Annotated in this window: 21 protein-coding genes; 5 read left to right on the forward strand and 16 right to left on the reverse strand. The window is 70.4% G+C overall.

The window, feature by feature from the left end; all coding sequences use genetic code 11:
* Nucleotides 1–7 precede the first annotated feature (7 nt).
* Genes ASG04_RS17135 through ASG04_RS09905 form a run of 4 tightly spaced genes read right to left on the reverse strand, consistent with a single transcriptional unit; the run spans nt 8 to nt 5,056 of the window.
* The gene (locus ASG04_RS17135) at nt 8–1,150 is read right to left on the reverse strand and encodes a glycosyltransferase (protein ID WP_082517949.1); all 1,143 of its coding nucleotides are present in this window, start codon (nt 1,148–1,150) and stop codon (nt 8–10) included.
* Nucleotides 1,150–2,616 (reverse strand): sugar transferase, encoded by a 1,467-nt coding sequence (locus ASG04_RS09895; protein WP_235515506.1) that lies wholly within the window; start codon nt 2,614–2,616, stop codon nt 1,150–1,152. The genes ASG04_RS17135 and ASG04_RS09895 overlap by 1 nt, the downstream gene beginning before the upstream one ends.
* 13 nt (nt 2,617–2,629) lie before the next feature.
* Nucleotides 2,630–3,592, reverse strand: coding sequence for a hypothetical protein (locus tag ASG04_RS09900; protein ID WP_056123185.1), 963 nt, complete (start codon nt 3,590–3,592; stop codon nt 2,630–2,632).
* A 15-nt stretch (nt 3,593–3,607) separates the two neighbouring features.
* Entirely contained in the window at nt 3,608–5,056 is a 1,449-nt protein-coding gene (locus tag ASG04_RS09905) for a polysaccharide biosynthesis tyrosine autokinase (RefSeq protein WP_056123188.1), read from the reverse strand.
* Between the two features lie 152 nt (nt 5,057–5,208).
* On the opposite strand from ASG04_RS09905, the gene ASG04_RS09910 reads away from it, so the two are divergent.
* Nucleotides 5,209–5,931: a type II CAAX endopeptidase family protein gene (locus ASG04_RS09910; RefSeq protein WP_056123191.1), complete on the forward strand. Its 723-nt coding sequence runs from the start codon at nt 5,209–5,211 to the stop codon at nt 5,929–5,931.
* Between the two features lie 84 nt (nt 5,932–6,015).
* On the opposite strand, the gene ASG04_RS09915 is transcribed toward ASG04_RS09910, so the two are convergent.
* Complete coding sequence (locus ASG04_RS09915; RefSeq protein ID WP_056123193.1) at nt 6,016–6,348, reverse strand: hypothetical protein; 333 nt, start codon at nt 6,346–6,348, stop codon at nt 6,016–6,018.
* 252 nt (nt 6,349–6,600) lie between these two features.
* Between ASG04_RS09915 and ASG04_RS09920 the strand changes: the two genes are divergently transcribed.
* Nucleotides 6,601–7,938, forward strand: coding sequence for a PP2C family protein-serine/threonine phosphatase (locus tag ASG04_RS09920; protein ID WP_056123195.1), 1,338 nt, complete (start codon nt 6,601–6,603; stop codon nt 7,936–7,938).
* A gap of 112 nt (nt 7,939–8,050) precedes the next feature.
* Here the strand turns inward: ASG04_RS09920 and ASG04_RS09925 are convergent, their stop codons facing one another.
* Genes ASG04_RS09925 through ASG04_RS09950 form a run of 6 tightly spaced genes read right to left on the reverse strand, consistent with a single transcriptional unit; the run spans nt 8,051 to nt 13,646 of the window.
* Nucleotides 8,051–9,352, reverse strand: coding sequence for an O-antigen ligase family protein (locus tag ASG04_RS09925; RefSeq protein WP_056123197.1), 1,302 nt, complete (start codon nt 9,350–9,352; stop codon nt 8,051–8,053).
* Nucleotides 9,352–10,665 carry a lipopolysaccharide biosynthesis protein gene (locus ASG04_RS09930; protein WP_056123199.1) on the reverse strand — a complete coding sequence of 438 codons (1,314 nt, stop codon included), beginning with the start codon at nt 10,663–10,665 and terminating at the stop codon, nt 9,352–9,354. Before ASG04_RS09930 ends, ASG04_RS09925 begins: the two co-directional genes overlap by 1 nt.
* Entirely contained in the window at nt 10,662–11,570 is a 909-nt protein-coding gene (locus tag ASG04_RS09935; RefSeq protein WP_056123202.1) for a hypothetical protein, read from the reverse strand. Before ASG04_RS09935 ends, ASG04_RS09930 begins: the two co-directional genes overlap by 4 nt.
* The gene (locus ASG04_RS09940) at nt 11,567–12,091 is read right to left on the reverse strand and encodes a glycosyltransferase (protein ID WP_056123205.1); all 525 of its coding nucleotides are present in this window, start codon (nt 12,089–12,091) and stop codon (nt 11,567–11,569) included. The genes ASG04_RS09935 and ASG04_RS09940 overlap by 4 nt, the downstream gene beginning before the upstream one ends.
* Complete coding sequence (locus tag ASG04_RS09945; RefSeq protein WP_056123208.1) at nt 12,088–12,543, reverse strand: polysaccharide biosynthesis protein; 456 nt, start codon at nt 12,541–12,543, stop codon at nt 12,088–12,090. The genes ASG04_RS09940 and ASG04_RS09945 overlap by 4 nt, the downstream gene beginning before the upstream one ends.
* A complete protein-coding gene (locus ASG04_RS09950; protein ID WP_056123209.1) occupies nt 12,540–13,646 on the reverse strand; it encodes a glycosyltransferase in 1,107 nt (368 codons plus the stop codon). The genes ASG04_RS09945 and ASG04_RS09950 overlap by 4 nt, the downstream gene beginning before the upstream one ends.
* Nucleotides 13,647–13,701: 55 nt before the next feature.
* Between ASG04_RS09950 and ASG04_RS09955 the strand changes: the two genes are divergently transcribed.
* Nucleotides 13,702–14,244, forward strand: coding sequence for an acyltransferase (locus ASG04_RS09955; protein ID WP_056123210.1), 543 nt, complete (start codon nt 13,702–13,704; stop codon nt 14,242–14,244).
* A 130-nt stretch (nt 14,245–14,374) separates the two neighbouring features.
* Here the strand turns inward: ASG04_RS09955 and ASG04_RS18035 are convergent, their stop codons facing one another.
* From ASG04_RS18035 to ASG04_RS09970, 3 genes are all read right to left on the reverse strand, one after another.
* Entirely contained in the window at nt 14,375–14,815 is a 441-nt protein-coding gene (locus ASG04_RS18035) for a hypothetical protein (RefSeq protein ID WP_056123212.1), read from the reverse strand.
* Nucleotides 14,816–14,988: 173 nt separating this feature from the next.
* Nucleotides 14,989–15,552 (reverse strand): hypothetical protein, encoded by a 564-nt coding sequence (locus ASG04_RS09965; protein WP_082517953.1) that lies wholly within the window; start codon nt 15,550–15,552, stop codon nt 14,989–14,991.
* Nucleotides 15,549–16,838 (reverse strand): adenylosuccinate synthase, encoded by a 1,290-nt coding sequence (locus ASG04_RS09970; RefSeq protein ID WP_056123219.1) that lies wholly within the window; start codon nt 16,836–16,838, stop codon nt 15,549–15,551. The genes ASG04_RS09965 and ASG04_RS09970 overlap by 4 nt, the downstream gene beginning before the upstream one ends.
* 352 nt (nt 16,839–17,190) lie before the next feature.
* On the opposite strand from ASG04_RS09970, the gene ASG04_RS09975 reads away from it, so the two are divergent.
* The gene (locus ASG04_RS09975; protein ID WP_056123222.1) at nt 17,191–18,483 is read left to right on the forward strand and encodes a hypothetical protein; all 1,293 of its coding nucleotides are present in this window, start codon (nt 17,191–17,193) and stop codon (nt 18,481–18,483) included.
* A 77-nt stretch (nt 18,484–18,560) separates the two neighbouring features.
* On the forward strand, nt 18,561–19,439 hold the full coding sequence (locus ASG04_RS09980; protein ID WP_056123223.1) for a L,D-transpeptidase: 879 nt from the start codon (nt 18,561–18,563) through the stop codon (nt 19,437–19,439).
* A 97-nt stretch (nt 19,440–19,536) separates the two neighbouring features.
* Here ASG04_RS09980 and ASG04_RS17430 read toward each other — a convergent pair whose 3' ends face one another.
* On the reverse strand, nt 19,537–19,707 hold the full coding sequence (locus ASG04_RS17430) for a hypothetical protein (RefSeq protein WP_156463607.1): 171 nt from the start codon (nt 19,705–19,707) through the stop codon (nt 19,537–19,539).
* 172 nt (nt 19,708–19,879) lie between these two features.
* Nucleotides 19,880–23,488, reverse strand: coding sequence for a S8 family serine peptidase (locus tag ASG04_RS09985; RefSeq protein WP_056123226.1), 3,609 nt, complete (start codon nt 23,486–23,488; stop codon nt 19,880–19,882).
* Nucleotides 23,489–23,597: the final 109 nt, after the last annotated feature.

A 23,597-nucleotide genomic window follows, 5' to 3' on the forward strand; every position in this document is an offset into this window, starting at 1 on the left:
GGTCGTATCAGTCAACGATGTTCCTCTTCGCGTAAGCGGTGTCTTCGCCGATGTGTTCCGGGTCAGCAAGGTTCTCCACGGTGTCGGTCACCACTTGCTTGAGCTTGCGTTCGAATTCCTCGAAGGAAAAACGGGCGGCATGTGCTCTGATCTTCGCGGAGTCCCAGTGTCGAGGGAAGGTCTCCACCGAGTTCACAATCCCCCGGATCGATGTGTCCTCGATGAACAAACCCGACGTTCCCTCGTCCAGGCTGTCGAGGAAGCCGCCTGCCTTCACCAGCAGAGCGGGAGTGCCGAACGAGTTGGCTTCGATCGGTGTCAACCCGAAATCTTCCTTCGAGACGCTGAGAAGCGCCGTCGCTCGGTCGTACAGCCACCGCAGTTCCGCTTCGGCCACGTCGTTGATAACGAAGACGTTCCGGGAGGAATCTTCTCGCCTCCCCCCTACCACCACGAGGTTCTCGTGCGGCATCTCCTCGAAGGCTGCTATGAGGTTTGCAGTGCCCTTGTAGCCACGTTGACGTCCGACCGTGAGGAAGAATCCGTCGGGAACTCCGCCAGGCCGAGTCTGCCAAGCACTTGGATCGATCGTGACGGGAGGATGGATGATCTGAGCGTCGATCCCGTAGGCAGTTTTTATACGGGCCGCCACGCTCGCGGAATTTGCAATGTATCGGTCGACGCTTTTCGCCGCTCGCTGATCCCATCGAAAGAGCACCGGTCGGAGAGCCCCGAGGGCCAATCGAACCCACAAGGAACGCTCAATGAGGTACTCGTCTGTCTGGTAGATCCACCGGGGTGGATTGTGACAGTAGACCACTTTCACGGTTTCTTGTGACACACGCACCGCGTGCGCCCATCCAGACGAACTGACAAGTACCGCTGCTGCTGACACCGGCCGGCGGAGCGTCCACGCGTAGTGGAGTACTGGGAGGGCGAGTTGCGGATTGCGTCGGAAGGTACGCACGCGATTCAAGAGAGACGGGCGAACGTCGACCGCTGAGTAACCCGGGTAGCTGGCAGCCGGGTCGTACAACGCCGTCATGAATCGTGTGCCTGGGTACATCCGGGTAAGGACGAGAGCAACGCGTTCCGCGCCACCGCGCTGCGTGGAGTAATCGTGAGCGATGACCACTTCGGTCTCAGTCATCAGTACGCTCCCCCACTGCTCGTTACGGCCTTTAGAGTTCTCCAGAGGATGACGAGATCGGTCACCAGTGACCAGTTCTCCACGTAGTACAGGTCCAGCCGTACCGAGTCCTCCCACGACAGGTCCGACCGTCCGCTGACCTGCCACAACCCGGTCATCCCGGGCTTGACCAGGAACCGACGGTGGACGTGGACGTCATATCGCTCGACTTCACGCGCCAGCGGCGGACGGGGCCCGACGAGTGACATGTTCCCGAGTAACACGTTGAACAGCTGCGGCACCTCGTCCAGGCTGTAGCGGCGCATGAAGGCACCGATCCGGGTGACGCGGGGGTCGTTGCGCATCTTGAAGAGCACGTCGTTGCCCTCGGCGCGGTCGAGTGTGCTGAGCTCCTGCAGCCGGTCCTCGGCGTCGACGACCATCGAGCGGAACTTGACCATGTGGAAGGTGCTGCCGTTCAGGCCGACGCGCTCCTGCAGGAAGAAGACCGGCCCGGGCGAAGTCGCCTTCACCAGGATCGCCAGGACGAGCAGGACGGGCGACAACACGATGAGCAGGATCGCCGACCCGATCAGGTCGAACGCCCGCTTGGTGTAGAGCTTCCGGCCCGAATAGGTCGGGGTCTCCACGTGGATGAGCGGCAGGCCCTGCACCGGACGCGTGTGGATCCGCGGTCCACCGATGTCCGTCAGGCTCGGTGCGACCACCAGGTGCTGGCGGCCGGGCTCGAGCGACCAGCTCAGCTGCCGGACACGCTCGGGCGGCAGGTCGTCGGAGCTGGTGATCACGACCGTGTCGGCCCCGGTCTCCCGGAGGGCGTCGGCCAGGTCGTCGAACCCGCCGTGGCACTGGATCGTCGAGCCGGGGAGCAGGCCTCGAAGACCGGTCGACACCGCTGCGCCGACGACGCGATAGCCGGCCTCGGGCGTGCGTCCGAGCTCGCGGCCGATGTGGAGCACGCTCGCTGGTGAACCGACGAGCAGCACGCGCGCCGAGAACGCACCGTGCTTGCGCTGGGCAACGAGCCACTGTCGCCAGATCCAGCGGGACAGCAGCAGCACGAGGATGCCGATGGGGAACGCGATCAACACGTATCCGCGTGCCAGATCGACGTGCAGCAGGAACGCGGCGATCGCCAGCAGACCGAACACGCGCACGCTCGAGTCGGCCACGAGCCGGTACTCCACGCTGCCGACGCCGATGACGCGGTCGCCTCGGGTGTCGTAGAGGGCCAGAGCGCTCATCCACACGACGATGACGACGATCGAGATGCCGAAGTAGCTGAGACGAACGTCCGCGGTGTTCGTCGACAGATTCGAGAACAGGCCGAGCCACAGGATCTGCACGCCGAACACGACCCAGATCAGGGCGAGCAGGTCGGTGATCAGCACACCGCGCGAGTACCGGCGGCTCCAGTCCTCGGTGGCGCCCGTCGCCTGCGGCGCCCGGATCGCGTCCGCGGTCACGGACAGCCCCCGGTCACCACGTCTTGCCACCGTCCACCGACACCGCGACCCGGTCCCCGGCCCACGCCCACAGCGTCGACCCGGCCAGGTCGATCGCCACGGGCCCCTCGGACCCGCCGTCCTGCCAGCACCCGATCGGGCTGACCTGCGACCCGGCGGTCACGCGCGCCGCCGGCAGGCGCACGATCTGCACCCCGTCGCACGTCGAGGACCCGAGCCGCGCCAACGTGTACGTGTCCCCGGCGTCGGCGATCGCCCGGATGCCCGGCAGCGGCACCTCGACCCACGCGCCGGTCCCGCTGCGCCACGAGACCTGGCGCCCGCACGCGACGAGCGTCGTGTACTGCCCCTGGTACGCGTCGACCGGTTCGGCACAGGGCGACTCGACCTGGCCGGTGGACAGCACGATGGAGGCGTCGCGGATCCCTGCGCCGGCTGCCCCGGGCTGGCCGGCACTCCAGGTGGCACCCGCGTCGACACTGGTCCGCACGGACGGCGAGCAGTCGTCGCCGACCATGGCCAGCACCGACAGCTGCTCGGTCGTGGCGCGCAGCGCCGTCACGGCGCGCACGTCGTCGGCGAGCGCGACGGCGACCCACGTCGCCCCGCCGTCCACGGAGTGCTCCAGCACCGGCTGCCCAGCGGGACACGACCCACTGGAGGCTCGCCAAGCCTCCTTGCCGTTGATCGCGGAGAGCAGGTGGCGGGCTGATGCGCCGTCAGCGGCTCCGGCCTCCGCCGGTGCGGTGGGCGTGCCGGAGGCACCGGGCGTCGCCGAGGACGGCGACCGTGGGGTGCTCGAGTACGTGGGGATCGGACCGGCCGGACCGTTCTGCTCGGGCGCGGTTCGGCCGAGCGCCAGCGAGACGAGCACCACGTCGACGACCACCAGCACGACCACGACGGCGGCGACCCAGATCAGGGTCGTCCGCGGGAGTGACCGTCCCAGGCCTCGGACCCCCCGGCGCGTGTCCATGTCCCCCAACCCCTCTCAGCGTTCCGCGCGGCGGAGGGCGCTGAGCTTGCCCGGACGCTTGGGCGGCTTGACCGCGGCCGGAGCCTTGTCGTCGTCCTGACCGGTGCCGTACCCGTAGCCGTACCCGTAGCGGCCGTAGCCGTAGGCACCCGGGCCCTTGACCGGCATCATCGTGATGACGAAGCCCGCGATGGGTGCGCCGACGTTCTCGAGCGATGCGACGGCGGCCGCCAGCTGGCCCTTGTGCGTCTTGCCGGAGGCGACGGCCAGGATCGCGCCGCTCGCCTTCTTCGACAGGATCGCCGCGTCGGTGACGGGCAGCAGGGGCGGTGCGTCGAAGAGCACGTAGTCGAACTGGCCCTCGAGCCGGGCGATCAGGTCCTGCATCGCCAGCGAGCCGAGCAGCTCGGACGGGTTCGGCGGGATCGGGCCGGCGGGCAGGACGACCAGGTTGCCGCGACCCCAGGGGTGCGCGACGTCCTCGAGCTCGGCGCGGCCGATCAGCACGTCGGTGAGGCCGGCGCTGCCCTCGACCTCCATGTACTCGGCGACACGGGGACGGCGCAGGTCGGCGTCGATCAGGATCACGCGGAAGCCGGCGCTGTCGAGCGCGATCGCCAGGTTCGCGACGGTGGTGCTCTTGCCCTCGGACTGCATCGACGACGTCATGACGAAGGTGCGCGAGCCGGTACCGAGGTCCAGGAACTGCAGGTTCGTGCGCAGCGTGCGGAAGGACTCGGCGCGGGGGCTGCGGGGGTCGACCTGCACGATGAGCGGTCGCTCGGACGCCTTGCTGTCGAATGCGATGCCGCCGACCACGGGCTTCTCGCTGATCTTCTCGACGTCGAGCTCGGTGCGGACGCGGTTGTCGAGCGTCTCGCGCAGCACGGCGATGCCGATGCCGAGTGCCAGACCGACCAGCAGTCCGAGCGCCACGTTGACCGGCACGTTCGGGCTGATCGGCTTGCTCGGGACGTCGGCCTGCTTCACGCGGGTGAGCTTGACGGTGCTGGCGCCGTTCGCGTCCGTCGCCTCGATGTCCTGCACGACGTTGGTCAGGCTCTGCGAGGTCGCGTTCGCGATGTTCGCCGCCTGCACCGGGTCGGTGTCGTTGACGGAGATCGAGATCAGCGTGGTGCTGGTCGGCGCGGTCGCGGTGACCATCGTCGCGAGCTGGTCGGCGTTCATGTCGAGCTTGAGCGACGAGATCACGGGCAGCAGGACGATCGGCGTCGACACCAGGTTCGAGTACGTCAGCACGCGCTGCTGCGTGAACGTGTTGCCCTGGGCCAGGTCACTGGCGCTGCCGGAGGTCTCCGTGGAGACGAACACCTGAGCGGATGCCGAGTAGACCGGCTTCTTGACGAGGGAGAACCCCGCCGCGGCCGCCACGCCGACGAGTGCGAGCACCAGGATGAGGACCCATCCCTTGCGCAGCACTGTGATGTAGTCGCGGAGTTCCACGCGTCTGCCTTCCCCGATCCCAACCGCTCCTGTGGTCCCGACACAGGTAGACCGGGATACTCCCAGCGCACGGCATACAAATAGTGCCACATCTTCGAGCCGAACTCGGATGTGCACCGCTCGGGGCAGAACGGGTCCTCTACGGTTGCCCCATGACCTCCGAGTCGGCCCAGCCCACCACCGAGCCCGACACCACTCGACAGCGGGACCTGGTCGTCCTGCTCGTCGCTCTGGGCGCGGCGGTCGTCCTGGCCCGCGTGGTGGGCGGGATCTCGCGGTCCGGCGGCATCCCGTCGCCGGTCATGCAGGTGCTGGTCGCCGACCTCGCCGTGTGGGTGCCGCTCGTGGCCGGAGCCGCCTGGGTCCTGCGTCGCAGCGACCGCTCGCGCTTCGCGTCACGACTGCGTCTCGATCTGGGCGACGTCGTGTTCGCCATCGGGATCGTCATCATCTGCCGCGTGCTCGACGTGTTCCTGTCGATCTCCTTCACGGGCACGACGGGCCTGACCCCGGCGCCGTCCCTCGGCACGCCGGACATCGGGCTGCTGGTGGTGTCGGCGATCGGCATCGTGCTCGTCAGCCCGTTCCTCGAAGAGGTGGTGTTCCGCGGGCTCTTCCAGCGGCGCCTGGCGGACGAGCTCACGCCCCGCACGCGGTTCCTGGCCGTGCTGCTGACCGCGTTCCTGTTCGCGCTGCTGCACCTGCTGCTCGGAGCGGCGTCGACGCAACTCGGCGGGGTGCAGGTCTTCACGACGACCTTCGCGCTCGGCCTGCTCACCGGCACCCTGGTCGCGATGACCGGGCGCATCGGCGGCGCGGTCTTGGCGCACGTGCTGTTCAACGCCGTGGCCGTCGTTGCCACCTGGCCGCGCTGAACGAGGACGCCGACGCGCCGCCCCGACCGTCGCGGTCGAGGCCGCAGCGTCGGCGGCGGTGTGCTGGTGCTGGTCGACCGGGTGCTAGTCGACCGGGCGGATGACCGTCGGCAGCATGACGTGCAGTCGGTCGGCCAGGTTGGCCTGGGCGTCCTCGAGCGACGCGAAGTCGCCGACGACCATGCCGAAGGTGTCCGAGGCGACGTAGCGACCGCCGAGCTTGTCGACGGAACCACCGAAGTAGCCGCCGTAGTTGGCGATCCACTCGCCGTCGGTCTCCTGCGTCCAGGACAGGCGGGCGCGCTGGGCACGCTGGCCGGTGACTGCCTCGGCTTCGAGGATCGCCATGATGTCGACGGTCTCGGTGTCGACGGTGACCTCGCGCGGCGTCGCGGTCTGCGTGGTGGTCGTGCTCATGGCGGTGCTCCTGTCACGTTCGGGGTACGTCTTGCGGTGATGACAACCTACGACGACATCGTCCCGGATCCCTAGCGTTGCGCGCCCTTTCACGGGTTGCGCAAGGGAACGTCGTGATCATCCCCCCGGATCTGCGGGCAGCACGCCGCCGAGACGGGGTACACGCGCCCGAACGGGGTACCCCGGTGGCACGCGTTCGGGGGGACTCGGGGACCCCATGACGGGCCGCCGGGCCACTAGCCTTCGATGAGCATGTCTCGCCCCACCAGCATCTTCGACAGCGCACTCGTCCGACAGGCCCCGATCAGCGGTCTGGTCGGCCTCGCGGTGCTCCTCACGATGGTCGTGCCCGGCATGCCGGTGACCGGGCCGGCGGCCTTCCTGGCGAGCATCGTCGTCGTCGCCGTCGCCACCCTGTTCGCGGCGTTCGCACCGCACGCGGCGGCATTCGTCCCCGTCGTCCTGGTGCTCGACTTCGTCGCCCTGGCACTGCTGCGCAGCGGGACCGGCGCGGGTGCGTCGGTGTTCACGTCCATGGTCGTGCTGCCCGTGGTGTGGTGGGCGTCCCTGCCGCGGCGTCGCACCATCGTCTTCGCGATGGCCGGCGTCGTCGGGGTGATCCTGGCGCCCTTCGTGCTCATGCCGGACGGGGCTCCTGGCGTCAGCGAACTGGTCCGTCTCGGCACCACGCTCATCGTGTTCGGCTCCGTGGCCGCCGTCGTGCACGAGCTCGCCGGACGTGCACGAGCGAGTGTCGAGGCCGCCGAGGAGCGCGAGCAGCAGGTCCGCACCGAGATCGAACGCGCGGCCGTGGTGCAGCGTTCCCTGCTGCCGTCGTCCGCGGACGGCTCGACGATCAGCAGCACCCCGTTCGGCAGCGCCGCCGTCCACACGCGGTCCCTCGGGACGCTGCAGGTCGCAGGCACCTGCCTGCCGGCCAAGAGCGTCGGCGGGGACTTCTTCGACTGGTACCCGACCGACGACGGACTCGCCCTCAGCCTGGGCGACGTGATGGGGAAGGGCGTCGGCGCGGGACTCATCGCCGCCGCCGTCCGCACGACCCTGCGGAGCGCCCGCGCCGTCGACGACCCCTCGATGGCGCTGCACCGGGCGTCCGACGGGCTCACCGCCGAGGACGGCCGCAGCGTCGTCGCGTTCACCACGCTCTTCCACGCTCGCCTGGGCAGCGACGGCTCGATGCGCTGGGCCGACGCCGGACACGGACTGGCCTTCGTGCTGCGGGCCGACGGAGGGGTGGAGCGACTGCGCTCGTCCGACCTGCCGCTCGGTCTGGGCATCCGCGACGAGTGGCGCACCTCGACGGGCACGCTCGACCCGGGCGACATGCTCATCGCCTTCAGCGACGGCGTGCTCGACCTGTTCGGCGGCCGCGACGACGCGATCGACGCCGTGGCGGCCCTCGCCCGCGGCGAAGCGGACCGCGACCCGGCGGCGCTCGTGACCGTCCTGGCCCAGCGGGCCGACGCGGTCGTGCACGACGACGACGTCACCGTCGTGGCGCTCTGCCGGCAGCCCGTCACGGTCCCCGCAGCGGTGGACGCGGACGCCGGACTCGCGCGCTCCGTCTGACGGCGGCAGTCGGACACCCACCGCGCACGAGACGGACGGGAGGCTCGGTGCCAGCTGGCACCGAGCCTCCCGTCCGTCTCCGTGGTCGCGCCCACCCGGTGGGCCCGACCGGTCAGACCACGGCGCGCTCTCGGGACGGTGCGGTCCGAGCGACTCTGGCCGCTGCTGCGAGGTCGACGACGCCTGGCACTTCCGGGGCCGCCCGGGCCACACCGGAGGCCGGTGTGCACAGCGCCAGCGCCAGCCAGAGCACGGTCGAGGCGGCCGACATCGTCGCGAACCCGGAGTAGCAGAACCCGAGGGTGACGCCAGCCACGACCGCGATGCGCGCTGCGACCGGTGCCCGGCTGCGGAGTGCCGGCACGAGCTGGAGGACCACGAGGGCGACGACCGGCACCAGGCCCAGGTCGAAGGCGAGGATCGCGTAGGAGTTCTCGAGACTCGTGCGGAGGACCGTGCCCTTCAGCGCCCAGGCGGCTCCCCATCCACCGCCGACCAGGGTGTGGTCCCAGATGTGGTCGAGGACGTACTGCGCGGCGGCTCCCCGTGCCGAGGACGAGCTGCCGTCATCGCCCGTCAGCCGCTCGACCAGACCGTCGAGCACCGTGGTGCGCGTCACGACCAGGACCGCCGCGCCACAGCTCACCATCGCCGTGACGATCGCGACGAAGGACCGGGTCGTCCGGACGAGGATCCATGCGAACCCGACGACCGCGACCACCGTGGGCACGCGCGAGGCGGACAGGACCACCGCGCTCAGCAGCAGCATCGCGGTGACGAGCCGGGCGGGGACCGGTCGGACGAACGCGGTCAGGGGGATCGCGATCGACGCGGCGAACCCGAGGTCGAGCGCACTGTCGAGCGTGCCACGCGGTCGGAACTGTCCGGTCACCGGGCCGGTTCCCCACGGCAGGTCCGAGTGCGACACCGACTGCAGGACCACCAGCACGGCGACGACGACCATGGTCCCCACGAAGACGAGCACCAGGCGGCGCAACGACCCCGGCGAGACCCGCTCCTGCACCCGTGCGGCGAAGCACAGCAGGATCGGCGCGAGGACGGCGTTCGTGAGCCCGAGGAGCGACGTCGGGCCGCTCCCGACGACCGCCTCGACGACGAGCAGGAACGCCACGATCGTCAGCCCGGCGTACCACCCACGTCTGTGCCCGACCTCGGCGGCGATCGCCTGCCAGCGACCGCGCATGCCGAACAGGCAGTACGCGCCGAGCAGGACCGTCGCCGGGTGGAGCGCACCGTTCCCCTCCCAGTCGCCGATGAGCAGGCTGCCGGACGTGGAGGGGAGGACGAGGCGCAGCACGACGACCGACGCGAGGACGAACGTCGGGCGGGAGCTCTGCGTGGTGACGAACACCAGGCAGAACACCAGCCAGACGACGAGACGGAGGAGCTCCATCACGGACCTTTCGAGAAGACGGGGCGGACGAGCCCGACGGTGATCGACGCGACGTGTCGGACGTCCGCCGGACGGATGGCGTAGAAGTCCCGGAACCGGGCGCCGGTGAGCCGCGCGGCCCCCCGCACGCTCCCGTTGCTCGACAGCAGGTTGCCCACGAGGGTCGCGCCGGCCGCACCGAGCGCACCGAACAGGGGGACCAGGGCGACGAGTGCGACCGCGTTCGCGAGACACCCGACGAGGATGCTCATGCTGCGGAGCTCCGGACGTCCGCGTGCGGTCAAGGTGCTGCCGGCGATGGAGCCGGGCACGCCGATCACGACCCCGACGGCGGTGACGACGACCGCCGGGACGGCCGGCGCGAACTGCGCACCGAACACCAGCGGGACCCAGAACACGGCCGTGCCGACCAACGGCAGCGTGGCGGCGAGCGCGAGCAGGCCCGAGGCCCGGGCGACCCGGGGCACACGTTGGTCGTCCGTCCCGGTGGCGTCGTTCGACAGCATCACCTCGCGCACGGCGTTCGTCACGATCAGGGGCACGTCGCTCACGTTGACCGCTATGGCGTAGAGACCGAGCTGTTCGGCGTCGGACAAGGGCAGCACGAGGAGCTGGTCGAGGCGGACGAGCAGCACACCGGCCACCGACCCGAGCCAGCTGCGGAGGGAGAACCCGAGCAGCGCCGGACCGCGGAGTCCGTCGTTCGCCGACCGGTCGTCGACGCCGCGCGGCATGAACAGGTACACCACCCCGCCGACGACCGGCGCGAACGCGATGAGCGCCGTCGCCGAGGCGATGTCGAGACGATCCGCCCCTGCCAACAGCACGGTGCCGACGATCTTGACCGACGCCCCGACGATGCGTTCGGCGCTGACGAACCCCCACGCGTGACGACCCGCCGCCCGCCCTCGGAGCAACGACACGAAGAGCGCCGGGACCGTGGCAGCGGATGCGGCAGCCACGAGGGTCAGGAGCTCGGGGTCGTGCGTGCCGACGATCACGGGGCCCAGGGCGACGGCGACCACGAAGGCCGCGATGCCGCCACCGCCCAGCAGGGACGCCGCGAGCACCCAGCTGGAACGCGCGAGGCGGCGTCCCGAGGCGATCGCCTGGGTGACGGCGTCCGGCAGGCCGAACGTGGCGATGGACACCGCCAGGAGGAAGGGCGCCGTCACCGCTGCCAGCTCCCCACGCCCACTCACACCGAGCGTGTGCGCGAGGAACGGAGCCATGACGAACGTCGCCGCCGGCGGGAACAGGTTCCCGAAGACGAGGACGACGGTGCTCGAGCTGACCGGCCGCCCCGCGTTCATCCGCGGAGGTCGAGCCGGTTGGCGTCGTGCCGGACGACGTCGTGCCGGACGACGTCGAGCAGGTCGGGTGACAGCGTCGCCGCGATCTGGTCGTCGTTGCCGCCGTCCATGCCGTTGGCTCGGGACAACGCCGATCGCTGACCGCCGACGATCGGGTACCAGAGTCGCGGGGCGTCCGCGAGCTGCGCCACCCGGACGCCGTTCGCGATCGCGCGAGCAGTGAGCCAGACGTCGTCGGCGTGGGGAGCGCACTGCCGGAACCCGTCGCCGTCACGTCGCAGGGCATCGAGGAAGGCGGGTGGGTAGATCACGCCGGACACACCCGTCAGGAACGAACCGTGGGAGGGCTCCTTGCTCTGGCACGGGGGCCAGCTCATGTACGGGGCCGGCCGCGAGTCGCTGGTGAGTGCGATGCGGTGCGCCCGGTGGCAGTGGATGACGTCGGGGGCGGCCTCGTGCGCCTCGACCAGGGGGCGGAGCCAGTCCCGGCCGTACCGCACGTCGTCGTCGGCCGTGACGAGCGGGAGGTCGTGCGACGTCTCCGACTGCACGAACGACCACCACTTGCCGTGCGGGCCGATCGGTTCGCCGACCCGGAGCTCGAGGCCGCGAGCGACCAGCCGCCGCAACGGGCGGGAACGGAGGGCGCGTGCACGGTCCGCCTCGTTGTCGACCCAGAGGATCAGGCGTCGTGGGCGGACCGTGCCGCCGACGATCGACTCGATCGCCAGGAACACGGTGCGCAGCCGCACGCCGTGCGAGGTGAGCGACACGACGACCTGCGCGTCGCCGGTGACGGCGCGTCGACGACCGACGAACAGCGCCGTCCTGGCGAGTTGGGCGACGGCGACCGCGACGGCCGAGGCGGCACGCACGGGCAGGGGCTTGCGCGGTGCGAGCGTCATGCGACGTCCTCCAGCAGGCGCCAGACGTCCGCGCGGAACCGTTCGGCGTTCGCAGCGGACCGCGCGGCCGCGGTGCGGCAGCGGGCGCGCCGGGCCTCGGGGTCGCCGAGGCGTTCGGCCGTCAACGTCGCGACGAGCGCATCGGGGCGTTCCAGGTCGACCGCGAGCCCGGAACGGCCGAGCTCGCGCGCGAAGAGCACCTGGTGGTCGTCGACGTGTTCGCCGTGCGACGCGCGACGGCCGAGCACCAGCGGCCAGGTACCCGAAGCGAGCGCTCCGAACACGAGGCCCGGACTCGACTGACTGACGACGACGTCGGCCCAGTCCATGTGCGCCTGCATGCTCGCGGCGTCGAAGTAGTCGGCCGCGACCAGCACACCGGGCAGGTGGCTCGACCACCGTCCGACACCGTGCTGCACGACCCACTCGTCGCCGTCCCGTGTCGCGATGGCGTCGTGGGCGGCGTCCAAGAGGCGCTGGAACGGCTGCTCGTGGGTCCCGACGCTGAGCAGGATCCTCATCGGCTGACCGCCACGCGCTCGCGCCGGGGGAAGCCGGCGAGCTGTTCGTCCCACTGTGCGACGAAGCGGTCCGTCACCGGCCGGACGAGCCGCGCGGTCAGCGTGGGGTTGTCCATGCGATCGACGCACTCGACGAAGACGGTGCGCGTCCGGAAGACGAGTTTGCCGAGCCAGAAGAACGGGACGGCTGCCGCGGCGCCGCTGCTCACGATGACGTCGGGGCGCTCCTGACGGAGCGTCCGAGCGGCGATGCGGAGGTTGCGCACCAGGGCCGTGAGACTGCGGTTGGTCGGCCAGTGGAGCCCGTAGGTGCGGTGACCTGCGACCTTGGCGACCGCGTCGGGCTTCATGAACGTGGCGATGGCGACTTCGGTGCCCGCAGGAGCGGGGAGGAGCGCGAGCAGTTGGTCGAGGTGTCCCCCGCTGCTGCAGACGAACAGGATCCGGGTCATGCGTGGGTCTCCATCAGGTCTTGCGCCCGCTGCTCCCAGAGGGCAGCGGCGCGGTCGAGGGTCACTGGTTCGATGTAGTCGAGGCAGTCCTGGTCGGACGGGCGGCGGCTGTCAATCCGCTCGAGCAGGCGCGCTCGCAGGTCGGCGGCGGAGCCGTTCGTGAAGAGCTCGAGGAGGTCGGTGCGGTGCCCGAGCAGCGCCTGCATCTCGGTCGGGCCGATGCTGTCGGCGGCGAGCACCGGCGTCCCCACCGCCAGCGACTCGAGGAGCACGATGCCCCAGGCCTCGCTGCGGGCACTGTGCACGAGCACGTCGGCCGCTGCCATGAACCCGTAGGGCTCGGCGAACGCTCCTTCGACCGACACCTGCACCAACCCGCTCGGGTCGCGGTGACCGGCGAGTCGATCGGCCAGAGGCCCAGCGCCGACGATGCGCCAGTGCACCGGGACGCCCAGGCCCTCGAGCGCAGCGAGCGTGACGTCGAGGCCCTTGCGCTCGATCAGGCTGCCGACCGACACGACGGTGAACACCGTCGACCGACCGACGGCCTTCGCTGTCGCCGCGGCCCGGACCGAGGCAGGGTCGACCGTGCTCGGGATCACGTCGGGACGGCGTGCGAGCCCGTAGACCCGCGTCATCGAGGTCGCGACCGTCTGCGTGTTCGCCGACAGGATCGACCGCGATCGGAAGACCGCGCCGATGAGTCGTTGCTTGAGACCGCCGAGGCGGATGTAGTCCGCGTGGTCGGTCGGGTCGAGGTCCTCGCAGTAGTTGAAGACGTGGTGTGCCACAGCGCGGTGCCGGTCGATCAGCGCGCAGGCCAGGATCGACGACCACAGCTTGACCACCACGAGCGACCGCGGCAGCGAGGCGAGGACCCGTCGCATCCGGCGTGCGACGTCGAGCGTGGCGATGTGGCTCTCGATCCCGAGCACGTGGACGGTCACCTCGGGTCGGAGCATCGTGACGAGCCCGCCGCCGCCGGAGTGCAGCACGACGTCGACGCGGTGCCCCCGTGCGGCGAGTTCGTTCGCGACGATCACGGTCTGCCGCTCAGCACCACCGAATCGGAGGTGCGGCTGGACGAAGATGTAGGAAGACATGGATCCCTCGGGTCAGGTTACATACGGTATATTACACCTGAATGGAAGGAATCACATGCGCAATTTCTTCGGCCTCCGCCTCCCGCGCCCGTTGGTCTTCGCCGTCGTCTCCCGCATCGCCGGCGGCGACGTCGCGGCCCGCCGCCTGGGCCTCCGCGTCGGGCGAGGCTGTCGCGTGTACTCCTGCCGCGTCGCCTCCGAGTACTCGATGGTGTCCATCGGCGACCACACGACGGTGAGCGTCGACGTGCTCTTCATCACGCACGACGGCACCGGATGGCTGGTGGACGACGACCGAGGACGTCGCTACCGCTACGCACCGATCACGGTCGGCAACCGGTGCTTCATCGGTGCGCGAGCAACGCTGATGCCGGGTGTGCACGTCGGCGACGGCTCGATCGTCGCCGCGGGTGCCGTCGTCACGAAGTCGGTCCCTGCCGGGTCTGTCGTGGGCGGGGTGCCGGCGCGGGTCATCGGCCGCGCCGACGACCTCTTGGCGAAGATCGCGACGTGGCCCGCCGAGGCCGACAAACGCGGCCGGACGCCCCGGGAACGGATCGCCTCGATCACCGAGGAACCGCCCCGCCCGCTCGGGTGACGATCACGATGACGCCGCTGCCGGGGCACCTCGCCACGGCGACGGGTGATCGGCGCACCTCGGCGCCCCGCGGCTGTGCGCGTGCGCCGCGGTGTTGGGACACCGCGGTCACGCGCTCCTGATCACGGCCTCACGGAGCTCGGCGCGGCAGCACCCGCGCCGGGTTGCCGACCGCCACGCCACCCGGTGGGACGTCGTCGAGGACCACGGCCGCCGCACCGATCTTGGCGCCGGCACCGATCTCGATCGGACCGAGGATGAAGGCGCCCGCGCCGATGTCGGCACCGACGCCGATCCGCGGCAGCTCCTCAGCCGCAGTACCGCCGGTCCGACGGACGCCGATGGTCACGTTGTGCCGGAGTCGCACGCCCGACGCCACCTCTGCCAGCGGGTGGATTCCGAGGCCGTTCGCGTGGAGGACCACCACGCCGGGACCGAGTCTGGCGTTCGCCGGGATCGTCGCACCGAAGACGACCTGCAGGAAGAGTTGCTGCGCGGCACGGTACGGCAGCGTGACGACGCGGAGGGGAGCGGGCAGTCGCAGCGACGCCGAGGCCAGACGATGGCTCACCAGGACGACCCGACCACTCCACCCTGGATTGGCGTGCCAATCTGCACGGATCACCGACAGCAGGCGCGGTCGCGCGGCAGTCGACGTCGAGGGTTGTTGTTTCATACACCAAACCTGGCACACCAACAGCAAAATGTGCCAGCATTTCGTGTTTCAGTGGAGAGGAACCGCCGTCAGGCCATGGAGCGCAGCGCCCTCGCGATCACGGCGAGCGCCCGGTCGATCTCGTCCGCGACCCGCTCGTGCGTCGCCGTCGAGCGCCGGTAGGGGTCGTCCACGTCGTCGTCGGCGGGGTCGGCCAGCGGCGGGACGGTCCCCCGCAGCCGGGCGACCCGCTCGACCAGTTGCTGCGGGGTGGTGACGTCGTCCAGGTCCCCGGGCTCGAGCCCCTGCAGCACGCGCGCGAACTGCTTGATCGTGAACACCCGCTTCGTCGCCCGCGGTGCGAGCTGCACCGCCGCCGCCCGGTGGGAGCGCTCGGCGGTCAGCACGAGGTCCGCGCTCGCGACGATGTCGGAGGTCAGGTACCGCGAGGCATGCGCCGACGGGTCCCCGCCCAGCCGCGCGGACTGCTCGGCGGCCGCGCCGTCCATCGCCGCGCCGTCGTCCGCGATGGTGCCGGCGGACTCGACGTCGAACGACGCCGCCGCGTCACCGAGACGCGCACGCAGCACCTGCGCGCCGAGCGGCGACCGACAGATGTTGCCGCTGCAGACGAACAGGACGCGCACACTCACGCCCCGAGCAGGTCGTGCCGGACCACGATCGCGTCACGGCCGGGCCCGACGCCGATCGCCGAGATCCGCGCACCCGACATCGCCTCGACCGCCAGCACGTAGTCCTGGGCGTTCTTCGGCAGGTCCTCGAACGACCGGGCGCCGGTGATGTCCTCGGTCCAGCCGGGGAACTCCTGGTACACGGGCTTGGCGTGGTGGAAGTCGGACTGGTTGACCGGCACCTCGTCGACCCGCTGCCCGTCGACCTCGTACGCGACGCACACGGGGATCGTGTCGAGCCCGGTCAGGACGTCGAGCTTGGTGAGCACGAAGTCGGTCACGCCGTTGATCCGTGCCGTGTACCGGGCGATCGGGGCGTCGTACCAACCGCAGCGACGCGGACGCCCCGTGGTGGTGCCGAACTCGAAGCCGTTGGCGCGCAGGAACTCGCCCGATTCGTCGAACAGCTCGGTCGGGAACGGACCGGCGCCGACACGGGTCGTGTACGCCTTGACGATGCCGATGATGCGCTCGAGCTTGCCCGGGCCGATGCCCGAGCCGGTGGCCGCACCGCCCGCGGTGGCGGACGACGAGGTGACGAACGGGTAGGTGCCGTGGTCGACGTCGAGCATGGTGGCCTGGCCCGCTTCGAACAGGACGGTGTCGCCCCGCTCGAGTGCCTGGTGGATCTCGAGCGCGGTGTCGGCGACCATCGGCCGCAGGCGGTCGGCGAAGGACAGCAGCGACTCGACCACCTCGTCCACGTCGATGGCCCGGCGGTTGAAGACCTTGACCAGCAGGTGGTTCTTCTGGTCGAGCGCGGCCTCGACCTTCTGGCGCAGGATGTTCTCGTCGAAGATGTCCTGGATGCGGATGCCCACGCGGTTGATCTTGTCGGCGTAGGTGGGGCCGATGCCGCGGCCGGTCGTGCCGATCTGGCGCTTGCCGAGGAACCGCTCGGTCACCTTGTCGATGGTGCGGTGGTAGTGCGTGATGACGTGGGCGTTCGCGGAGACGCGGAGCTTCGACACGTCGACGCCGCGGGCCTTGAGGGCGTCGAGCTCCTGGAACAGGACCTCGATATCGACGACGACGCCGTTGCCGATGACCGGGGTGACGCCGGGCGTGAGGATGCCGGAGGGCAGCAGGTGCAGCGCGTACTTCTCGCCGCCGACGACGACCGTGTGGCCGGCGTTGTTGCCGCCGTTGAACTTGACGACGTAGTCGATGCGGCTGCCGAGGAGGTCGGTGGCCTTCCCCTTGCCCTCGTCGCCCCACTGGGCGCCGATGATGACTGCTGCGGGCATCTGGTTCTCCTCACGTTGGCGGAGGACCGCACGCGACCGTTGGGCCGGTGGTCCACCCGAGTCTATCGAACGGCCACCTGCACGCCACCCGCCTCCCTGCCGACCGCCGACAGTCGGAAGCGGACAGCCCTGCGACGCCCGTGCACCCCAGAACGGGGGTCATTCGATTCCGGGGTGGAACCACTCCATCGTTTGGACGTAGTGTTCAGGCGGCAGCGTTCAACTGACGATGCCTCGGGGTTTTCCCGCCCCGTCTTCCGAGCGCCGCACCTGTGTGGCGCCGACCGGTGTTCACCCGAGCCCCGGTGCCCGATCGCCGTGCCGTCTGCCGCACGGAGAGAGCAGTTCATCGATGAACAAGTCCTTCTGGACCAAGAAGGCCATGGCCCTTCCGGTCTGCGCCGCGATCGTCGTTGGCGGCGTCGCCCTCGGCGCCACCCCCGCGATGGCCAACCCGGCCGACCTCAAGCTCACCAGCCAGTCCGTCACCAACGGCGTGCTGACCCTCAAGGGTCTCGGCACCCCCGGCGAGAACGTCATCCTGCAGAAGGGCTTCCCGGCAGAGCGCCACGTCATCGCTGACGACGGCACCTGGACGATCACGTACACGCTGCCCGACACGGCGGCCCACACGTACGAACTCGACCAGCAGAACGGTCTCAACTCGGACGGCAGCCTCACGGTCTCCGTCCCGGCACAGCAGGCCACTCCCGCGTTCGCCATCACGAGCCACACGGTCTCCGGCCGCACCCTCACGGTGTCCGGCACGGGCAACCCGGACAACACGGTGCAGATCGACCCGCAGTCGGCCCCGATCATCCGCCACCAGATCGCTGACGACGGCACCTGGTCGTTCACGTACGAGATCCCCGCGAGCGCCGGCACCACCACGGTGACCTACAACGTGCTCGAGGAGAACAACAACCTGCAGGTCCAGGCACAGGGCAGCTTCACCGCGGCCGCCGAGGCAGCGACCCCGGCCGACCAGTTCTCGCTGACCACCCCGAAGAACGGCGACACCGTCGGGTCGCGCACCGTCACCTTCACCGGTACCGGCACCCCTGGCGACCTGGTCAACACGCTGAACGCCGCGGGCGACCGCGTCGCGCCGCAGGTACTCGTCGCAGCCGATGGCTCGTGGACCACCACGGGCACCTTCGCCGCCGACGCACCCGTCGTGCAGAACCTGTCCGTCAACCAGGTCGGTGGCGGCCAGGGCCAGGGGACCGTGGACTTCACGATCAACCTGCCCGCAGCGACCACCCCGCCGTCCGCGACGCCCCTGACGCTGGTCACCCCGACCGACGGCTCGAAGGTCGCTTCGCGCACCGTGACCTACTCGGGCAAGGGCACCCCCGGCGACGCGATCGCCGTGGTGAACGCCGACGGCGACGTCGTCGCACCCGCCGTGCTCGTGGCGGCAGACGGCACGTGGACCACCACGGGCACCTTCTCCGACTCGGCGTCGACCACGCAGGACCTGACGGTCGGTGAGGTCGACACCGACCTCAACGTCGTCGGCACGATCGACTTCTCGATCACCCTGCCCGCCGTCGCGACCGGCACCACGCCCGGTGCAGGCACCGGCAGCACGCCGGGCACGGGCACCCGCCCGGCCGGCGCCCTCCCGGTCGTCGCTGGCTAGTCGTCACACCAGATCCGCAGGCGGGGGCACGACCATCGGTCGTGCCCCCGTCGGCGTCCCACCGGAGGAACCACCGCATGACCCGCACCCGCACCGTCCGGGTGGCGAGCACCACGCTCGCCACCGCGCTGCTGCTCACCCTCGGGCTGACCGCCTGCACCGCACCGAGCACCACCACCGGCACCAAGCCGACGACCTCCCGCAGTGCGACACCGACGGCGGACCCCTACGTGGCACCGGCCGCCGCCGTCGTCGCGACCCTGCCCGAGGCGCGCTACGACGCCGTCATCGGTGGACTGCTCCCCTTCTACGACGCGAAGATCCCGAAGACCGCTGACGAGACGTACACGATCAGCGCCGACGCCCCGCTGTACGGCGACGACCACAGCAAGCCGGTCGCCCGGCTCGCCGCGAAGAACTTCCTCGGCGACCCGACGGTCGTCGTCCCGGTCAAGGTCTCCGGCGACTGGGCGATGGTGATGACCCCGGCACGCCAGGCACTCCCCTCCGCGGTCAAGGACGGGGCCGCCGCACAGAGCGCCGCCTGGATCCGTCGAGACCTGCTGACGAAGCAGACCGCACTGAAGGACCACGTGGTGATCTCGGTCGGCAAGCAGACCGTCTCGATCGTCGGGTCCGACGGCAAGACCGTGCAGGAGTTCCCGGCCGGCGTCGGCGCCGGCGGCACCCCGACCCCGACGGGCGTCATCGGGTACATCCAGGCGCGCTACCTCGACCCGGCGCAGAACCAGACCGTGCACCCGATCCAGCTGACGACGCTCCACTCGTCCGCGGCGGACGAACCGTACGGGGGCAACGACGGCGGCCTGATCGGCGTGCACTACGAGTCCGTCGCGCGGGGGGCGGTCTCACACGGGTGCGTCCGACTCGACGGCGGCGCCGTGGACGCGGTGAACGCGCTGCCCGTCGGGACGGTCGTGCAGATCGTCGCGTAGCGCGCCGGTCACCGCCACCGCGTGACCAGACGACGAACGGGAGGCACGGTGCCAGCTGGCACCGTGCCTCCCGTTCGTCAGGTGGTGACGTCCGCGATCAGCCGCGGAAGAAGTCCGCGTAGCTCGGGTCGCCGACCGGCTGGCTGTGGCCGGGCTCGGCCAGGCGCTGCTCGATCATGGCCTGGATCACGTCCGGCGGGGTCAGCCCACGTCGACGCCACTCCATCGGGTTCGTGCGGAGCTGGGAGAGGGTGTTCTGCGTGTGCATGGCACAACGGTGGCACTGGATCACTAGTTTGTCTAACTACCTGTCCGCTCCCCGCACTGAATCCTGCACTCGCTCCCACTCCACCCCTCCCCCGTCGAGGGAGCAGAAAACGTCGAGTCCCGAAGTGGAACCCGACGTTTTCTGCTCCCTCAAGGTCGGGGCAGGCCGATCATCAGCGCTTGGCGACCGTCGCGGTCTTCGCCGAGGTGGCGGAGCCGTCCTGGTAGCCCTTCGCCTTCGCCGTGACCGTGACCTGGAAGCGGTGTCCCTGGTCCGAGGTGCCGAGCTTGTACGTCTTGCTGTCGGCACCCGTCACCGCCGTGCCGTCGCGCAGCCACTGGTAGGAGTACGAGACTCCGCGAGCGTCCCAGTTGCCGTGCTGCGCCGTCAGCTTCTTGCCGACCTTCGGCGTGCCGGACACGGTCACCGCGCTGCCCTCACGGAGCGGCAGGACGGGCGCCGCGACCGAGGTCCCGAGCGTGTCCACCTGGTCGCCGACCGCGTTGTGCAGGTGCAGCAGCAGGATGCGGGGCGTCGTCGTGGTGTCGGCGGCGCGGGTCACCTGCAGCGACCCAGCGTCGGAGAACAGCACGCCGGCCGTCCCGCCCTGTGCGAAGGACAGCCCCGGTGCGGCGGGGTCGAACGTCGCCGTGGCGGTGTCGTCCACCACCGAGGAACCGTCCGTGGCCCGTGCCGGTGCGTACGCCGACTCGGTCAGGACCGAGTAGTCGAACGCCCCCGTGACGCCGATGGCGCTCTGCGAGACCGTCAGCACCTTCACCGCGCTGTCGAACGTGTTGACGTCCTGGCCCGGTGCCCCGCCGTTGAGCGGCTGCGAGTCGAGCGTCTCGCCGGTGGCGAGGTCGATCGTCGTCGCGAAGGTGGCGTCCACCGCTGCCGACTTGGCGTCGTACACCAGGTAGTCCGGCGTGCCGTCACGGTCGGCGTCGATGAGCACCTCGACGTTGGTCACGGCGCCGGGGTTGGCGTCGGGACCGGTCGTCTGGACGCCGAACGCCAGGGTGCCGTCGGCCGCGCTGGCTCCGTAGGCACGGACGTCAGCGGCCTGCAGCGACTGCTTCGCCGAGCCGTCCGGGAACGACTCCTGCGGGTCCGTCCCACCGAGCACGAACGGTGCCACGAGGGCTCCGGTCACGCCGCGGCCGGTCAGGGCCACGTCGGCGGTCGTCTGGTCGGCCTCGAAGGTGGTGTCCGCACCGTGCACGGCGCTGACGGCCTTCGGGGCCGCGTAGGTGGCCAGGCGGAGCGGGTTGTACTTCGACTCCGTCGGCGTGAAGGTCACCAGGCCGGTGGCCGCGGCGACGAACTCACGCTCGTAGCCCAGCTGGACCGACTCCTGGGTGGGGTCGATCGTCCTGGTGAGCTTCGTCGGGTCGGCGATCGTCATCGTCAGGGTGACGGTGGCGGTGCCGTGCGGGACGACCGTGACGCGCTGCTTGTCGACCGAGAACGCGACGCCGCCCTGGGCGACACGGGACTGGTACGCCACGTCGTACGTGTGCGGACGTCCGTCGGTGTTCTTGATCTGCAGCGTGCGCTTCTCGGTGGTCGGCGAGGCGACCTCGACGACGCCGAACGACGCCGTGACGAGCTGGTCGTTCTCGACGCTGCGCACCGTGGTGCCGGCGGTGACCGCCTGCAGCGCGTCGACCCGGCCGGTGCCCTGGCGGAGCAGGGTCGCGTTGCCGTCACCGTCGCGCACGTCGTGCGTGGCGGTGTTCATGAGCGTCGCCTTGACGTCGGGAGCCGACCACGTCGGGTGCGACTCGAACGTCAGCGCGGCGATGCCGGCCACGTCCGGGGTGGCCATCGAGGTGCCGCTCATCGACATGCGGCCGTCACCGGTGCCGTTGGCCGCGGAGATCACGTTGACCCCGGGGCCGGCGATGTCCGGCTTGACGATGTCGTCGAACGAACCGTGCACGCCCCGGCTGGTGAACTGCGCGAGCGTGTTCACCGCGTCGGCGTCGGTCGCCAGCTGGAAGCCCTTGAGCTCGTCGGCGAACTTGACGTGCAGGGTCCCGGCCTGGGCAGCAGCCTGGAGGCTCGCAGCGCTGTCCTTGGTCAGCTCGGCACCCGGGATGGTCGTGTTGCCGGCGATCCCGCTGTCGAAGGTGTTGATCGTCCCGGCGAGCAGGACACCGACACCGCCGGCGGCCTGGACGTTGTTGAACCGCACGCCCGACCCGCACTCGAGTTGCGCGTCGGTCCACTTGAGCCAGACCACCTTGCCCGCGATCGCCGCGGCGTCGGCAGCGCTGAACGCAGCGCACCCGTCGACGTTCGTGGTCGGGACGACGACGTCACCCTCGACCGGCAGCGCGCCCTGGTAGTTCTGCGAGTACTGCGCGGCGTAGGTCTGCGCGACGTCCGCCGGGGCGGTCGCCTGGACGCCGTCGAACAGGCTCTGGCCGGTGGCGCTGGCGGCGACCGTCAGGGCGCCCTCCGCGTTGCCCGGCGAGCCGCCGATGTCGGTGAAGTCGTCGGCGTTGCCCGAGGCGATCACGGGCAGGACACCGCGTGCGGTGAGCGCGTCGATCTTCGCGTTGTCGGGGTCGTCCGGTGCGCCGTAGTCCGAGCCGAGCGACAGGTTCAGGACGTTGATGTCCTTGCCCTCGGTCAGGGCCTGGCCGACCCAGTCGAGTGCGGCGCCCGTGACGTCGGTCGATCCGCCGTCGTCACCGAACACCTTGAGGGCGTAGAGGCCGGCCTCGGGCGCGGTGCCCGGGCCGATCCACATGTCCTGCACGGTCTGCGTCGTCAGCTTCTTGTAGTTCCCCGTGAAGGTCTTCTTGTCGGCGGTCAGGCCGTAGCCGGCGATGGTGCCGGACACGTGCGTGCCGTGGTCGCCGCCCTTGCCGTCGATGGGGTTGTCGTCCGGCGCGGGGGTCGGGTCGTAGGCCGGGCTCGACGGGTCCGCGTTGTACGTGGGGCCGGCGAAGTCGTAGCCGCCGAGGAACTTCTCGGCGTCGTAGGAGCCGGCCGTCGGGGCGCCCGTGTTGGCGAGTGCTGCAGCGTAGGCCTCGGCCGTGCCGGGACCGCCGAAGTCCGCCTGGGTGTAGTCGAGTCCGGTGTCCAGGACCGCGACGTTGACGCCCTTGCCCGTGTGACCGGTCTGCTGCCAGGCGTCGAGCGCCCGTGTGTAGACGTCGCTCGCCGCGTTCTTCGGCGTGACACCGTCGGCGCCGGGCTTCACGAGGTCGGGGTCGACACCGCTCGGGGCCGCCGTGGTGCTGTCGTTGACCGTGGGCTGCACCACCTTCTTCGGGGTGAGCGGGATGACGCTCGCGACGTCCGAACGCTCAGCGACCTTGCGGAGTGCGGCGACGTCGGCGACGACCGCGACACCCGGAACGGTGTACTCGGTCGTGTAGAGCTCGGTCGCGTCGCCGTCCGCGGACTGCACGGCGGCCCGGACCTGGTCGGTGGTCGAGGTGATCGCGGAGACGCGCTGCTTCGCGGCGGCGGAGGGGGTCTTCGAGCGGGTCAGGTCGCCGCCCTTGGCCTTCGCGTCCACGGCGAGAGCGCCTTCGCCCGTCGTCCGGACGAAGGCCGCGATGGTGGTCTGCGGCTTGGCGTTCCGCAGCGGCGCGGAGAGCTTGAGCTCGGCCGAGGACAGCCCGGAGGGGGCAGCCGACGCGGCTCCCCCGAACGCGAGTCCACCGCAGGCCAGGGCTCCGGCGGCGACGAGCGCGGTGGCGATGCGGGTGATCCGCCGGTGGTTCGGGAGGTGTGGTTCGTTCGGTGTTGCACGGGTCACTGGGGGCACTTGGAGCTCCGTCCGTGTTGCTGGGGAATTGCCCTGAAGCTATGTGCTGTCACACAGGGAGGGGAGTCGGCACTTCGGGGGACTGGCCCTCGTTCGGGGT

This window comes from Curtobacterium sp. Leaf183 (assembly GCF_001424385.1).
In the GTDB taxonomy this organism is placed as follows: Bacteria; Actinomycetota; Actinomycetes; order Actinomycetales; family Microbacteriaceae; genus Curtobacterium.